This window comes from Pseudomonas sp. LBUM1651 (genome assembly GCF_059716135.1).
In genome coordinates this window covers 1,556,510-1,571,017 of sequence record NZ_CP166805.1, presented here as the reverse complement: position 1 = coordinate 1,571,017, position 14,508 = coordinate 1,556,510, and the positions used below count along the sequence as shown (strand labels likewise).

General features: G+C 60.4%; 10 protein-coding genes and 2 pseudogenes. 5 read left to right on the top strand and 7 right to left on the bottom strand.

The window, feature by feature from the left end; translation table 11 throughout:
• Positions 1-42: 42 nt before the first annotated feature.
• Entirely contained in the window at positions 43-984 is a 942-nt protein-coding gene (locus ACA066_RS07285; RefSeq protein WP_497698677.1) for a LysR family transcriptional regulator, read from the top strand.
• A gap of 658 nt (positions 985-1,642) precedes the next feature.
• On the opposite strand, the pseudogene ACA066_RS07280 reads toward ACA066_RS07285, so the two are convergent.
• The 5 genes and pseudogenes from ACA066_RS07280 to ACA066_RS07260 form a co-directional block, all read right to left on the bottom strand.
• Positions 1,643-2,946: pseudogene (locus ACA066_RS07280) on the bottom strand (IS4 family transposase).
• 211 nt (positions 2,947-3,157) lie between these two features.
• Entirely contained in the window at positions 3,158-3,862 is a 705-nt protein-coding gene (locus tag ACA066_RS07275) for a methyl-accepting chemotaxis protein (RefSeq protein ID WP_497699822.1), read from the bottom strand.
• A gap of 204 nt (positions 3,863-4,066) precedes the next feature.
• Positions 4,067-4,243: pseudogene (locus ACA066_RS07270) on the bottom strand (HAMP domain-containing protein); the annotation flags it as partial.
• A gap of 987 nt (positions 4,244-5,230) precedes the next feature.
• Entirely contained in the window at positions 5,231-6,622 is a 1,392-nt protein-coding gene (locus ACA066_RS07265) for an aminotransferase-like domain-containing protein (RefSeq protein WP_497698676.1), read from the bottom strand.
• Between the two features lie 797 nt (positions 6,623-7,419).
• Positions 7,420-8,181, bottom strand: coding sequence for an SDR family oxidoreductase (locus tag ACA066_RS07260; protein ID WP_084322014.1), 762 nt, complete (start codon positions 8,179-8,181; stop codon positions 7,420-7,422).
• Between the two features lie 236 nt (positions 8,182-8,417).
• Here ACA066_RS07260 and ACA066_RS07255 point away from each other — a divergent pair, with 236 nt between their 5' ends.
• The gene (locus ACA066_RS07255) at positions 8,418-9,422 is read left to right on the top strand and encodes an NADP-dependent oxidoreductase (RefSeq protein WP_497398606.1); all 1,005 of its coding nucleotides are present in this window, start codon (positions 8,418-8,420) and stop codon (positions 9,420-9,422) included.
• Positions 9,423-9,524: 102 nt separating this feature from the next.
• Here the strand turns inward: ACA066_RS07255 and pyrF are convergent, their stop codons facing one another.
• Positions 9,525-10,223, bottom strand: a complete 699-nt coding sequence (gene pyrF, locus ACA066_RS07250; protein ID WP_167370440.1) for an orotidine-5'-phosphate decarboxylase — start codon at positions 10,221-10,223, stop codon at positions 9,525-9,527.
• 293 nt (positions 10,224-10,516) lie between these two features.
• On the opposite strand from pyrF, the gene ACA066_RS07245 reads away from it, so the two are divergent.
• The 3 genes from ACA066_RS07245 (at position 10,517) to xopAW (ending at position 13,308) form a co-directional block, all read left to right on the top strand.
• Positions 10,517-11,275 carry a response regulator gene (locus tag ACA066_RS07245; RefSeq protein WP_497698675.1) on the top strand — a complete coding sequence of 253 codons (759 nt, stop codon included), beginning with the start codon at positions 10,517-10,519 and terminating at the stop codon, positions 11,273-11,275.
• Positions 11,275-12,324, top strand: a complete 1,050-nt coding sequence (locus tag ACA066_RS07240) for a sensor histidine kinase (RefSeq protein ID WP_497698674.1) — start codon at positions 11,275-11,277, stop codon at positions 12,322-12,324. The genes ACA066_RS07245 and ACA066_RS07240 overlap by 1 nt, the downstream gene beginning before the upstream one ends.
• A gap of 135 nt (positions 12,325-12,459) precedes the next feature.
• Entirely contained in the window at positions 12,460-13,308 is an 849-nt protein-coding gene (gene xopAW / locus ACA066_RS07235; protein ID WP_497698673.1) for a XopAW family type III secretion system calcium-binding effector, read from the top strand.
• 126 nt (positions 13,309-13,434) lie between these two features.
• Here the strand turns inward: xopAW and ACA066_RS07230 are convergent, their stop codons facing one another.
• Positions 13,435-14,490 (bottom strand): AI-2E family transporter, encoded by a 1,056-nt coding sequence (locus tag ACA066_RS07230; RefSeq protein WP_497698672.1) that lies wholly within the window; start codon positions 14,488-14,490, stop codon positions 13,435-13,437.
• Positions 14,491-14,508: the final 18 nt, after the last annotated feature.

The following is a 14,508-nucleotide window of genomic DNA, read 5'->3' as shown; positions in this document are numbered from 1 at the left end:
TTGTTGTCAGGCTTGCCGCAGTCTTTCATGCGAGCGCGGCCCATGACCCGAATTCCTGATGCCAATGTGATCCACAGTCGACTGCGTCTGCGCCAATTGCGGTTGATGCTGGCGTTGCAGGAATTCGGTTCGTTGCGCCGCGCTGCCGATCACATCGGCATGACCCAACCAGCGGCGACCAAGATGCTGCACGAGGCCGAGGACTTGCTCGGCGTCGAACTCTTCGAACGCCTGCCTCGGGGCATGCGCTCGACTCCGTTCGGTGAAACCGTCATCTACTACGCGCGCATGGTGTTTGCCGAACTCAGCGGCATGCGTGAAGAACTGGTCGCACTGCAATCCGGCAACCTTGGACGGGTCGCCGTCGGCGCGATTCCGGCGTTGGCCTCGGGGTTGTTGACCCGCACCATCGCCACCTTGAAGCAAAGCCATCCACGGTTGTCGATGAGCATTCAGGTCGACACCAGCGATGTTTTGGTCCAGGCACTGTTGCAGGATCAACTCGACATCGTGCTGGGGCGGATTCCGGCCGGTGCGAGGGCCGAAGAGTTGCTATTCGACAGTCTCGGCGAAGAGGCGTTGTGCGTCATTGCCGGCGCGCAGAACCCGTTGGCGCAGGAAAAGCACCTGAGCTGGGCGGAGTTGCAGAACATGACCTGGGTGCTGCAACAGCAACCCAGCCCGATGCGCGCGATCATCAATCAGGTCTTCCACAATGCGCGGGTCGACATCCCCAGCAGCATCGTTGAAACCACGTCGATCATGACCTTGCTCTCGTTGATCCAGCAGACTGACATGCTCGGCGTTACGCCGGTGTCGGTGGTCGAGGATTATCCGGGGCGGGATTTGCTGGCGGTGTTGCCGATCAAGTTTGAAGCGCGGTTGCCGCCGTATGGGTTGATTACCCGGCGTCATCGGATTCAATCGTCGGCGATGCAGGCGTTCATGAATTCGGTGCGGGCGGAGCATGCGCTGAGCAAATGACAAGGCCGTCTGTTTTTTGGTCGGGGTACATATCCGTTTTTGGGTAACGGCGGCTATTGGTTCCGCCCTTACGGCGGGTTACTTGGAAAAGCGCCAAGTAACCAAGCGCCTGCGCCCCTGACGTACGGCCTTCCGACGGGGCAGATCAAGATCAAAAGCCAGATCAACAGCCAAAGCGAGGCGGCCTGATAGCCGACCTGATATTCGTCAAGGTCATCGGCGGTGAACACCCATGTCATGCCCGTCAAACATCCCCTGTGGGAGCTAGCCTGCTAGCGAAAAACGTCCAGACACCGCGTTCATTCAGACCGCACGCGTAATCGTTGACGTCCATCGCTAGCAGGCTAGCTCCCACAGGGGGAATGCATACACCCAAAGAGCCAGGCCGGCCGGTAGGCCGCCTCGCGGTGCTGTGGCGGTGCACGCCCCCTCGAGAGGCCGAGCACAGGTTCTGCGCAGTGGGCACCGCGGCAGGGATGCCGCGGTAGCCGCCCCCGGCCATGGATGGCCGATGGTGGCGGGCCCACGGAGCAGGACCGGAGCGAGGGCATGGCGAGCCTAAGCGAGGCACCGAACGAAAGGGGCAAAAGCGCTTTGGTTACTTTCCGCCGGGCCGCGCAGGCTTTTCGAAAGTGACTCGCCGTAAGGGCCAGCCCTTTCAAGGTGTTTTCTTTTTATGAGCCTTAAGCACTCGGTCCGTCGACACATGAGCATGTGCAGCCTTGCCCTCCAGCCACTCCTTGGGTTTGGCGACCTTCGGACCGCGTACGCTTTTGGCGACCTGTTTGGGTTTGATCATTCTGGCCAGCGCCAACAGGCGTTGAACCAGAGTTTCTGAGCTCGATTGAAGTAGTAGGACATCCGAGGGCAACGCGATCTGCATACCCTCAAACCCACTGCGTACTTGTACCGCCAAGTGGAACGTCGAGGCTTCCCAGCCTTCGGCCTGAGTCTCGCGATGGGCTTGCTCCACACTGCGTTTGAGAACGGCCAAAACGTTATAGGCCAACACCGCCGAAGCAAAGCCCAGTAAGGCCGCGCGGGGAGAACCCAAACTTTCGATCTCACTGTCCAGCACCGATTCGAGACGCTGAAACATTCCCTCGATACTCCAGCGGCGACGGTACAAATCGGCGATCTGCTCGGCGCTGATGCTCTCGGGCAGATTGCTCCAGAACCACATCACTGAGTCGCCTGATTCGGTCGGTGCTTGCAGGTTCAGCTCAACTCGGCGCCAGCGGTGGCCACCTTTGAGCTCGATCGTTTGTTCGCGCACTGTTCCGGCCTCGACTGGCACCGGTTCTTGCCAGTCGCTTTCCTGAATCAGGCGTGGATGTTTGCTGGGCTGGCGAATAATGAACGAGGCGCGCGCTTCCTCGCAGGCTTGCATGACGGGCAGCGTGCAATACAGCCGATTAGCCATCCAAAGCTGTCCTTCACTGGCGCGAGCCAACAAGGGCAGCACACTGACGCGCTCACTCGCGTAGGCGTCCTCGCAAGGCTGCAAATCGACAATCTGATCCAGGTCCGGCTCGTAGACCACTACCGAAAAACCCGGTCGAGCCGCGCCTCGTTCACGGCGTAAGCCCCCAAACGCTTCTCGGTAGAAGGCAGGTGATTACCGTCAACAATGCGCAATTGCCAGCCGGGCAAAATCGCTGAACAGCCCAGCTCTTTTATCGTCGGAGCCAAGCGTTCTGCGCTGCCGGTGACCAACGCCCGTAGTAACGCCGGCTCTGTGCGACTGACCTTGTCATAGAGCGCTGCCAAGGTAACCGGTAGATCCTCCATCTGGCGTGCCGCGGCATGCAAGGAAGGACGCAAACCCAATGAAACAAGGGACATCAGCTCAACGATGGTCGAAAACAACAGCTCACGCGGGTATTGGCGTTGACGGTGTTCCTCGAACACCTGATCGACCCATTCGGCAGGAACAGCCTGTTCCAGTATCAATTTCGCCATGACACTGGCCGGTGTCTTTTTCTCAAATCGCGCTAGAATTTCTGCCCACATCGTTTTCGTCACCCTGACTGGAGTTTTGGGAGATTCTAAACGAAGACCTTGAAAGGGCTGGCCGTAAGGGCGAAACCATAAGCCGCCGTTACCGCAGAAATGGATATGTACACCCACAACAAGAACCTGGTCGGCTACCAGGCCGCCAGGTTCTCAAGCCTCAAAGCCTGAAGTGCCCGACCATCCCCTTCAACTCAACCCCCAACTGCGCCAGCTCGATACTCGAAGCCGCATTCCCCTGCATCGCCAACGAAGACTGATCCGCACTGGCCCGAATACTGGTCACACTGCGGTTGATCTCCTCAGCCACCGAACTCTGCTCCTCCGCAGCCGCCGCGATCTGCTGGTTCATCTGCTGAATCAACGACACCGCCGCTGCAATGCTGCCCAGCGCACTCTCGGTCTGTAGCGCATCACTGACTGTCAGCTTCACCAGCTCACTACTGCTTTGAATCTGCTGCACCGACGAATGCGCCGCCGATCTCAAGGCGCTGACCAGTCGCTCGATTTCCTCGGTCGATTGCTGGGTCCGCCTGGCAAGAGCCCGCACCTCATCGGCAACCACCGCAAACCCCCTGCCCTGCTCGCCGGCCCGTGCCGCCTCGATAGCCGCGTTGAGCGCCAACAGGTTAGTCTGCTCGGCCACACTCTTGATGACGCTGAGCACCGTGCCGATATTCTGGATTTCCGCACTCAGACTTTCGATGCTCGAACTGGCCGAGGACGCCGAGTCCGCCAGTTGCTCGATCCGCGCCATGCTCTGGCGCACCACCGCCTGGCCGCTTTCGACCTTGCCGTCCGCCGTCTGTGCGGCCTGGGCAGCCTCCTCTGCGTTACGCGCAACGTCGTGCACGGTAGCGGTCATCTGATTCATGGCCGTAGCGACCTGCTCGGTTTCTTCCTTCTGACTGCTGACTTCAAGATTGGTCTGCTCCGTCACCGCCGACAGCGACTGAGCCGAACTGGCCAACTGTTCGATGCCTGCCTGCAAACCGCTGACAATACTGCTGAGCCCCGCGCCCATCTGCTGCATGGCCTGCATCAATTGGCCGATCTCATCACGACGGGTCACTTCAACCGTCGCACTCAAATCGCCCGCGGCAATCTGCTGGGCAACGCGAATCACACTGCGCAGCGGTCCGACGATCAATCGGGTAATCACCCACGCCGCGATCAGCCCGACCAGCAAGGCCAGGGCCGACGAACCGATAATCAGCAACGAGTTCTTTTTCAGCTCGGTCTGCATCGACTGGTCTTCGGCGACGTAGGCCTGGTCCACCCGCTCCACTACCTGCGCGGCGCGTTGATGCAACTGCTCGTAGACGGTTTTTTCCTGAGCCAGCAGGCCAGTGTATTCCGCCAGTTTTTCGCTGAAACCGCCGATATGCCCGACCACTTCATTGAGGACAGTCAGGTAGCCCTCATCCTTGACCGTGGTTTTCAGTTGCTCGGCCTGAGTCAGCGCCTGGTCGGCCTGCTCGATCTTGCCTTGCCCGGCGCTGTCGTCACCCTTGCGGCTCTGGTCGAGGCGCACACGTGCTTCGTTCATGGCTTGCAGCATCAGCCGCGATACCTGGCTGACCTGATTGGCCTGCTCGATGAACTGGGAACCGTCCTTGCCTTCGGATTCCTTCAAGGCGTAGGCGCCATCATCCGCGAGCCCGGCCTGCAAAACGTCGAGATTATTGGCCACGCTGGAGACCGACCAACTGGCCATTTCCAGCGCCAGGTCCTTGGCCTGACTCAGCGAGACAAATTCGTCAAACGCATTGCGGTAAGCCCCCAACGACTGCTCGACGTCGCTCATCACGGCAACGTTGGCGGGCGATTGCGCCTTCAGCTGATTCGCCAGGACGACCAGGCCATCGACACCCTCGTGCAAGGCCGTGACAATTTTCGGGTTGCCGTGCAACGCATACTCCTGCTCGAGCAGGCGCACCTTGAGCAAGCCACTGTTGAGCGACGACATCTGTTTGAGCCCGTCGAAGCGCTGGCTGATCGTTTGCAGGGACCATACACCGATGGCCGCCACCAAGGCTGTCAACAGCAGCACCAGCACAAACCCGACACCCAGTTTTTTTGCCATACCGAGGTTGGCAAAACGTCCTTGCACGGCCGAAATCATTGCACTTAGTCCCCTGACATAGTCTGTTGACGCAGATTCGCAACGGGCCTGTGTCAACACAAGTCTCTGGCGTCGGAATAATGGCAAAAAGCTACGCCAACGTCGTTTTCAGAACGCTTGAGGTCGATCCGAAGCGGTGGCCTGAAAAAACGCCCGGGCTCGCGGATCACAGGCGCAGGCCACATTGATACGCTGCCAGTCACTGGCCTCACTGGCCTCACTGGCGGGACTGAATGCCGTCGCGGAAGACAGCAGGACGCCGAAGCGCCGTGCCTGTGTCCGCACGTGAGCGTAGTCGGACTTGCGCGACCGCGCCCAGATGAACAAACCGCCGACGGGTTTACCGAATACCTCCCACTCGGCGTCTTCCAGCACCTGCAGTGCGGCCTCTCGGTCATGTCTTAGTCGCTGCCGCAGCCGCAGCACCAACTTGCGGTAAGCACCGCTGGCCAGCAGGCAGGCCAGCACCGACTCACAAAACCCGGAAGCGCCCAGACTGCTGATCCGCTTGACCTCGGCCAGTCGCGAAATAACGTCGGCACCGGCCACGACAAAACCGACCCGTAACGAACTGCTGAGGGTTTTGGAGAAGCTGCCGACGTAGATGACGTTGTCATCGGTATCCAGCGCGGCGAGCCGCGTACCAGGGCCACTGTGAAAATCCGCGTAGACGTCGTCCTCAATCACCAGCACGCCATGGTTTTTGGCCAGATGCAGAATCCGCTGCGCCACCACCGGCGTCAGGTTGCTGCCAGTAGGGTTGTGATAGAAGCTGTTGATGAACAACGCTCGGGGCTTTTTCTCAAGCAGCAGTGCCTCGAGCACCTCGATGTCAGGCCCGCGCGGCGTGCGCGGCACTTCAATCATCGAGACACCGTGCAGCCTGAGCAGCTCGAATAGCAAGGAATAGCCGGGACTTTCGACCACGACGCAATCACCCGGTTTGAGCAAGGTACGCACGATCAGGTCGAGCCCCTGACTAGCTCCTGCTGTCGTCATGATCCGGTTTTCTTCTGCGTCGATATCAAGCTGGCTCAAGCGCTTGATGATTTGTTGACGCAACGCAAGCAGACCCAGCGGCGAGCTGTAATTGAACAGGCCAGCCATGTCGGTACGGCTGACCTCGCGGATCGCGTACGTCAGGTCATCCGTTTCGCGCCAGCTTTCGGGGAGCCCGCCACATCCCAGTTTCAGCTTGCCCACAGCGTTGAATGGCTGTAACTCCGCGCCTTCGAACCAGGGTGTATCCGCAGCGGCCAACGTTGGGGCTGCGACTATGAAGCCAGCGCCATGACGCGATGCCAGCACCCCTTGAGCCACCAGCCGGTCGCACGCTTCAACGACGCTGGACTGGCTGAGTAAATTGGTCCGCGCGATTTGCCGTGCAGACGGCAAACGCGTCCCCGGTTCCATGTCGCTCTGACGCAGCCAGCACGCTAGCGCGTCGACGACTTGCTGTACGACCGGCACCAAGGCCTGTCGATCGATTCTCAATTCCATGAGCAAGCAAACTCCTGTTCGTTTGACGGAATCAGTTAATCACAGGCGCGCTCGATGGGCTGTGCGACAACGCCGTCAAAACTCACGATTCTAACCATTTGAAACACATTGCCGAGATTTTCACGGAGCAAAAAAAGCGGTAGTTGGGGTTGGGGCTGGGTGTACATATCCATTACTGCGGTAACGGCGGCTATTGGTTCCGCCCTTACGGCGGGTCACTTGGAAGAGCGCCAAGTAACCAAGCGCTTTCGCCCCTGACGTACGGCCTTCCGACGGGGCAGATCAAGATCAAAAGCAAGATCAACGGCCAAAGCCAAAGCCAAAGCCAAAGCCAGATCAACAACTAGAGCGAACTCATACCTGTGGGAGCTAGCCTGCTAGCGATAGACGTCCAGACACCGCGTTCATTCAGACAGCACGCGTTATCGTTGACGCCCATCGCTAGCAGGCTAGCTCCCACAAGGGGAATGCGTACGATCAAAGAGCCAGGCCGGCCGGTAGGCCGCCTCGCGGTGCTGTGGCGGTAGTCGCCCCCTCGAGAGGCTTCGTTCCGGTTCTGCGCAGTGGGCAACCCGGCAAGGATGCCGGGTTAGCCGCCCCCGGCCATGGATGACCGATGGCGGCGGGCCCACGGAGCAGGACCGGAACGAGGGCATGCCGAGCCTTAGCGAGGCACCGAACGAAAGGGGCAAAAGCGCTTGGTTACTTGGCGCTCTTCCAAGTGACCCGCCGTAAAGGCGGAACCAATAGCCGCCGTTACCGCAGAAATGGATATGTACCCGAAGAACCGCGGCGTATCAAAACGCCGTAACCCCCCCATCCACCGCCAGCGAATGACCCGTAGTGAACGCAGCACCATCGCTGCACAGATACAAAACGGCACTGGCAATTTCTTCAACCTTGCCGATACGACCCACCGGGTGCATGGCGTTGGCGAACTCGCCCTTCTTCGGGTCCGCTTCATAGGCGCGGCGGAACATGTCGGTGTCGATGACCGCCGGGCACACCGCATTCACGCGGATTTTTTTCTTGGCGTATTCGATGGCCGCCGATTTGGTCAGGCCGATCACCGCGTGTTTCGACGCCGCGTAGATGCTCATCTTCGGCGCAGCACCGAGGCCGGCGACGGAAGCGGTGTTGACGATCGCGCCACCGCCCTGGGCGAGTAATAGCGGCAACTGGTACTTCATGCACAACCAGACGCCTTTGACGTTAACGCCCATGATCGCGTCAAACTCGTCGACCGTGCCCTCGGCCAGTTTGCCTTTTTCAATCTCGATGCCCGCATTGTTGAAGGCGTAATCAAGACGGCCGTAGGTATTCACCACCTCGTCCATCAGATTTTTTACATCGCTTTCCACGGTGACGTTGCAGCGCACGAAGGTCGCTTCGCCGCCTGCCGTGCGAATCAGCGCCACAGTGCCCTCGCCACCAGCCGTATCCATGTCGGCCACCACCACTTTCAACCCTTCGGCGGCGAACGCCTGGGCGGTCGCGCGACCGATACCGTTGGCGGCGCCCGTTACGACGGCGACCTGGCCGGAAAACGTCATGCTCATTGTTTTGTCCTCGAAGAGAAGAATGCGGGGTTTCGCGTGGGCCCAGTCTAGCCACAGGCGCTACCGCCACGGCAGCACTATCAGAAGGCCGGTTGGGCGCCCATGAGTTGCAGTGATAGAACGACCGGCCTGACTATCACTGCACTGGATCAGGCTGCATTCGCCGCATCAGCCAAACTTGCGGCGGCGACAATGAAGGTCTATCAACAAGGCTTCATTCATCTTGAGTGCCTGTCATGACTACCCAGACCAATCGCCAGTTCCTGCTCGCCAAACGTCCGGTGGGCGCGGCTACCCGCGAGACGTTCACCTATCAGGAAGTACCGGTCGGAGAACCGGCCGCGGGTCAGATCCTGGTCAAAAACGAATATTTGTCCCTCGACCCGGCCATGCGCGGCTGGATGAACGAGGGCAAGTCCTACATCCCGCCCGTCGGTATCGGCGAGGTCATGCGCGCATTGGGCGTAGGCAAAGTCGTGGCGTCGAACAATCCAGGCTTTGCGGTCGGTGACTACGTCAATGGCGCCCTGGGCGTGCAGGATTATTTCCTTGGCGAGCCGCGCGGTTTCTACAAGGTCGATCCGAAACTGGCACCGCTGCCACGTTATCTGTCCGCGCTGGGCATGACCGGAATGACCGCCTACTTTGCCCTGCTCGATGTCGGTGCACCGAAAGAAGGTGACACTGTGGTGCTATCCGGCGCGGCCGGGGCGGTGGGCAGTATTGCCGGGCAGATTGCCAAAATTAAAGGCTGCCGTGTGATCGGCATCGCGGGCGGCGCGGACAAGTGCAAGTTCCTGATCGACGAACTGGGTTTTGACGGCGCCATCGATTACAAGAGCGAAGATGTCGTCGCCGGCCTCAAGCGTGAATGCCCGAAAGGCGTCGACGTTTATTTCGATAACGTCGGCGGTGACATCCTCGACGCGGTGCTGAGCCGCCTGAACATGAAAGCGCGGGTGGTGATTTGCGGCGCCATCAGCCAGTACAACAACAAGGAAGCGGTCAAAGGGCCAGCCAACTACCTGTCGCTGTTGGTGAACCGCGCGCGGATGGAAGGCTTTGTGGTGATGGACTACGCCGCACAGTTCGCCGCTGCCGGGCAGGAAATGGCCGGCTGGATGGCCAAGGGGCAGCTCAAGAGCAAGGAAGACATTGTTGAAGGATTGGAGACATTCCCGGAGACGCTGATGAAGTTGTTCAGCGGGGAGAATTTCGGGAAGTTGGTGCTGAAGGTTTAACCCCAACCTGTAGGAGCCGGCTTGCTGGCGATGGCATCACTGCGGTTCGGCTGAAACACCGCGGTGATGCCATCGCCAGCAAGCCGGTTCCTACAAAGAGTGTCAGGCGATCTCGGCTACTACGTCGGCCAGCGCCTTGGCCGGATCTGCCGCCTGGCTGATCGGACGGCCGATCACCAGATAATCGGAACCGGCATCCAGCGCCTGACGCGGGGTCAGGATGCGGCGTTGATCGTCCTGGGCGCTGCCCGCCGGACGAATCCCCGGGGTCACCAGTTGCAACGACGGGTGAGCCGATTTCAAGGCCTGGGCTTCCAGGGCCGAGCACACCAGGCCGTCCATCCCGGCTTTTTCCGCGAGTGCCGCCAGGCGCAGCACCTGCTCCTGCGGTTCGATGTCCAGGCCAATCCCCGCCAGGTCTTCACGCTCCATGCTGGTCAGCACGGTCACGCCGATCAGCAGCGGTTTCGGCCCGGTGCGCTGGTCCAGCACTTCACGGCAAGCAGCCATCATGCGCAGACCGCCAGAGCAATGGACGTTGACCATCCACACGCCCATTTCCGCCGCAGCCTTTACTGCCATGGCGGTGGTATTCGGAATGTCGTGGAACTTCAGGTCGAGGAACACTTCGAAACCCTTGTCGCGCAAGGTGCCAACGATTTCCGCGGCGCAGCTGGTGAACAGTTCCTTGCCGACTTTGACCCGGCACAGTTTCGGGTCCAACTGGTCGGCCAGCTTCAGTGCGGCGTCACGGGTGGGGAAATCCAGGGCGACGATGATAGGAGTCTGGCAGACGGACATGTGCGGGCTCTCAGGCAGGACGAAATCGGCGCGCATTGTAGCGGAACCAGCGCGGCTGCGGGACCCGATGATCGGTAAATCGTCGTCGGCGCTCAGCCAAGACTAGCCCTTTCGCCGATTGTGTCGAGACCGATACACACACGACACGCCCACAACACCCTTGCCCGCTACCCTCGGCAGCCGCAACACGTCCTTACAGCACTTCCCGCCTCCGGGCCGGACGCCTATGCTGAAGCCACAACCTCGCAGCCTATCTTTGTGGTTGGCAGCCTACCTGGCAGATGAACGCACGCATGCACAGCACCCAAGCCCCCTTGAACGACGATCAAAAAGCGCCCGGCGACGACAAGCGCTGGAGCATCCGCGCGCTGATCGTCGACGATGATGTCCCGATCCGCGAGCTGATGATCGATTACCTGGCCCGGTTCAACATCCACGCCAGCGGCGTCACCGATGGCGCCGCCATGCGTCTGGCGCTGCAAGCCGAGCATTTCGACGTGGTGGTGCTTGACCTGATGCTGCCCGGTGAAGACGGTCTGTCGCTATGCCGCTGGTTGCGCGCCGAGTCGGACATTCCGATCCTGATGCTCACCGCGCGCTGCGAACCCACCGACCGGATCATCGGCCTGGAACTGGGCGCAGACGACTACATGGCCAAGCCGTTCGAACCGCGAGAACTGGTCGCGCGGATTCAGACCATTCTGCGGCGAGTGCGCGACGATCGCACCGAACAGCGTGCGAGCATTCGCTTCGACAGCTGGCGCCTGAACAGCGTCCTGCGCCAATTGATCGCGGCGGATGGCCTGGTGGTTCCGCTGTCCAACGCCGAATTCCGCTTGCTGTGGGTGTTCATCGAACGTCCGCGCCGAGTGCTCAGCCGCGAACAACTGCTGGATGCGGCGCGCGGTCGCTCGATCGAAGCCTTTGATCGCAGCATCGATTTGCTGGTCTCGCGTCTGCGCCAAAAACTCGGGGACGACCCGAAAGCCCCGCAGTTGATCAAGACGGTTCGCGGTGAGGGTTACCTGTTCGACGCCCGAGACATCGGCTGATGCGTGCGCGCTTCGATACGCTGTTCGGCCGCCTGTTTGGCGTGCTGCTGGTGGCGATCATCCTGGCGCATCTGCTCGCGTTTGCCTGGTTCCATCATTACGGTCCACCTCCACCGCCTCCGCCGCCCGAGTTCTTCCAGGGTCTGGAAGGGCAACGCCCGCCGATGGAGCCGCGTTTCGAAAAACGGCCACCACGGCCCTGGTTCGGTGGGCCGCTGGTGCCGCTGACGTTCCAGTTGATCTCGCTGATCATTGCAGCCTGGTACGGCGCAAAACTGCTGAGCCGACCGATCCAGCGCCTGAGTGACGCCGCCGAGCGCCTGAGCGAAAACCTCGACAGCCCGCCGCTGGATGAGTCCGGCCCACGGGAAGCCCGGCAGGCGGCCTACACCTTCAACCTGATGCAAAAACGCATCATCGAACAAATGCAGCAGCGTTCGCGGATGCTCGGCGCGGTCTCCCACGACCTGCGCACGCCGCTGTCCCGGCTCAAGCTGCGGCTGGAGCAGATCGACGACAACAAGCTGCAAGGTCAGATGCGCCAGGATCTGGACGACATGATCAGCATGCTCGACGCCACCCTCACCTACCTGCACGAGCAGCGCACCAGCGAGGCCCCGCAGTGGATGGACGTGCAGGCGCTGGTCGAATCCCTGAGTGAAAACGCCCAGGACCAGGGTTCTGATGTCCAGGCCAACGGCCACTGCGCACCGTTGCAGGTTCAGCCGATGGCTCTGCGTTCATGCATCAACAACTTGCTGGATAACGCCCTGCGTTATGCCGGGCAGGCGCAGATCGCGCTTGAAGACAATCGCGAACACCTGGTGATTCGGGTGATCGACCACGGACCGGGGATCGCGGCTGACAAACGCGAAGCCGTGTTTGAACCTTTCTTTCGCCTGGAAGGTTCGCGCAATCGCAACTCCGGTGGTGTCGGGCTGGGTATGACCATTGCCCGTGAGGCGGCTGAACGGTTGGGTGGGCAATTGACGCTGGAAGAAACCCCCGGTGGTGGCCTGACCGCCGTTATCTCGTTGCCCCGCACCTGAGCCACAAGGATCTGAGTCTGACCGGAGACCTGTGTATACCACTCGGTACAAACCCCACATACCCACGACAACTAGCTCCTTGAGGCTGCATAAGCCGGTGCACCCGCCGGCTTTCCATTCCAGGGAGTGAGCCCAATGATCGGTAGCGTCAGCAACTACACGAGCTATAACAATACCGCCAGCACCACCACCAGCAATGCCCGTAGCCAGCAATTCCAGAAAGAACTGCTCTCCAAACTCGACACCAACAGCGATGGTTCGGTGGATCAGGACGAGCTCAAAAGCGCCCTGTCACAGAAATCCGATGACGGTCTGCTGGTCAGTCTGAGTAAAAACTTCGCCGACCTGGACAGTGACGACAGCGGCAGCCTGAGCAGCGAAGAAATGGCCGCGATGGCGCCTCCGCCACCGCCGCATGATCAGGCGCCGGACACCGAACTGGCCGACGCGCTGATCAGCGCTCTGGACGCCGACGGCGACGGTGCCATCAGCGGCGACGAACTGAGCAACGGTCTGACCAGCGCCGGCAGCAGCGCTGACAGCACGGAAATCTTCTCGGCCCTGGACAAGAACGAAGATGGCGTCGTCAGCAAGGACGAACTCGCCGCCAGTCTCGCCCCGCCACCGCTGCCACCTCAGCAGGTGTCCGGCGAAGAACTGTTCAGCCAGCTCGATGCGGACAGCGATGGCAGTGTCAGCGCCACCGAACTGAGCAGCGCGTTGCAGGCGAGTGACAGCACGCCATCGACGAGCACCTACACCAGTGCTGCGCTGCTCAAGGTATTGGATAGCGACAGCAGTGGCGGAGTCAGCAGCGACGAGTTGAAAGCCGCGCTGCAGGCCGGTCGCGAGAAAAACAGCGACAGTTCGACCGATCAGGCGAACGTGGCGGAAGCGCTGAACAAAATGATCGCCAACCTGAGCAAGCAGTACTCGCTCGACAAGGTGGCGACAGTGGGCAAGTACCTTAACGTAACGAGCTGAGTCAAAAGCTTCGCGGGCAAGCCTTGCTCCTACAGGTCATATGTCGTACGTATTGTCCGTGAACGACATATGACCTGCAGGAGCGAGGCTTGCCCGCGAAGAGGCCCTACGCCTCGACAAAAAACCTCAAGGCCGCCGATCTTCCACCCGCGCCTGACTCTTGCTCCAGTCAGTCAACAGGCTGTACGCAACAGCCAACAACGTCGGCCCGATAAACAGGCCGATGAACCCAAAAGCGATCAACCCGCCAAACACCCCCAACAGCACGATCACCAACGGTAAATTCCCGCCGCGACTGATCAGGTAAGGTTTGAGCACGTTGTCGACTCCGCTGATGATGAACGTGCCCCAGATCCCGAGGAACACTGCCATCCCGTACTCGCCCTTCCAGGCCAGCCAGGCGGTCGCCGGTATCCACACCAGCGGCGGCCCCATGGGAATCAGACTGAGCATGAAAGTGACGATGCCAAGCACCAGCGCTCCAGGTACTCCGGCAATCAGGAACCCGATCAACGCCAGCACCGCTTGGGCTGCCGCCGTCCCGATCACGCCGTTCACCACGCGCTGAACCGTACCCGCCACCAGTTCGATGTAGTAACCGGCGCGATCACCGATCAACCGTTGCAGCAGGCCGTGGACAAACGCCGCCAGGCGCGGCCCGTCCCGGTAGAAAAAGAATACGAACACGATGCTCAGGGTCAGCTCGAGAATGCCGCCGCCAATCTGTGCACTGCGCGCCAGCAGCCAGTTACCGACCTGCCCCAGATAAGGTTTGAGCGACACCATCATCGCCGCGCCTTGCTGATCGATAGTGTTCCAGATCACCACCAACCGTTCACCAACAAGAGGAATGCTGCCCAGCCAGGTCGGCGCTTCAGGCAAGCCATCCATCTGCACATCCTTGATGAACGCCGTGGCGTCGCGTACATGGTCCGCCAGGTTGAAACCCAGCCACACCAGCGGCACCGCCACCACCAACATCCAGCCCAGAGTCAGCAATACCGCCGCCAGGGATTCGCGACCGTTGAGCCAATGCGTCAGCAAACGCATCAGCGGCCAACTGGCAAACGCCAGCACCGCGCCCCAGAACAACGCCGACCAGAACGGCGCCATCACCCAGAAGCTCGCGCCAAACAGCACCAGGAGCAGGATTTGCACCAACAGCCGATCGTTATTGATCATCCGAATCTCGAAAAAAGT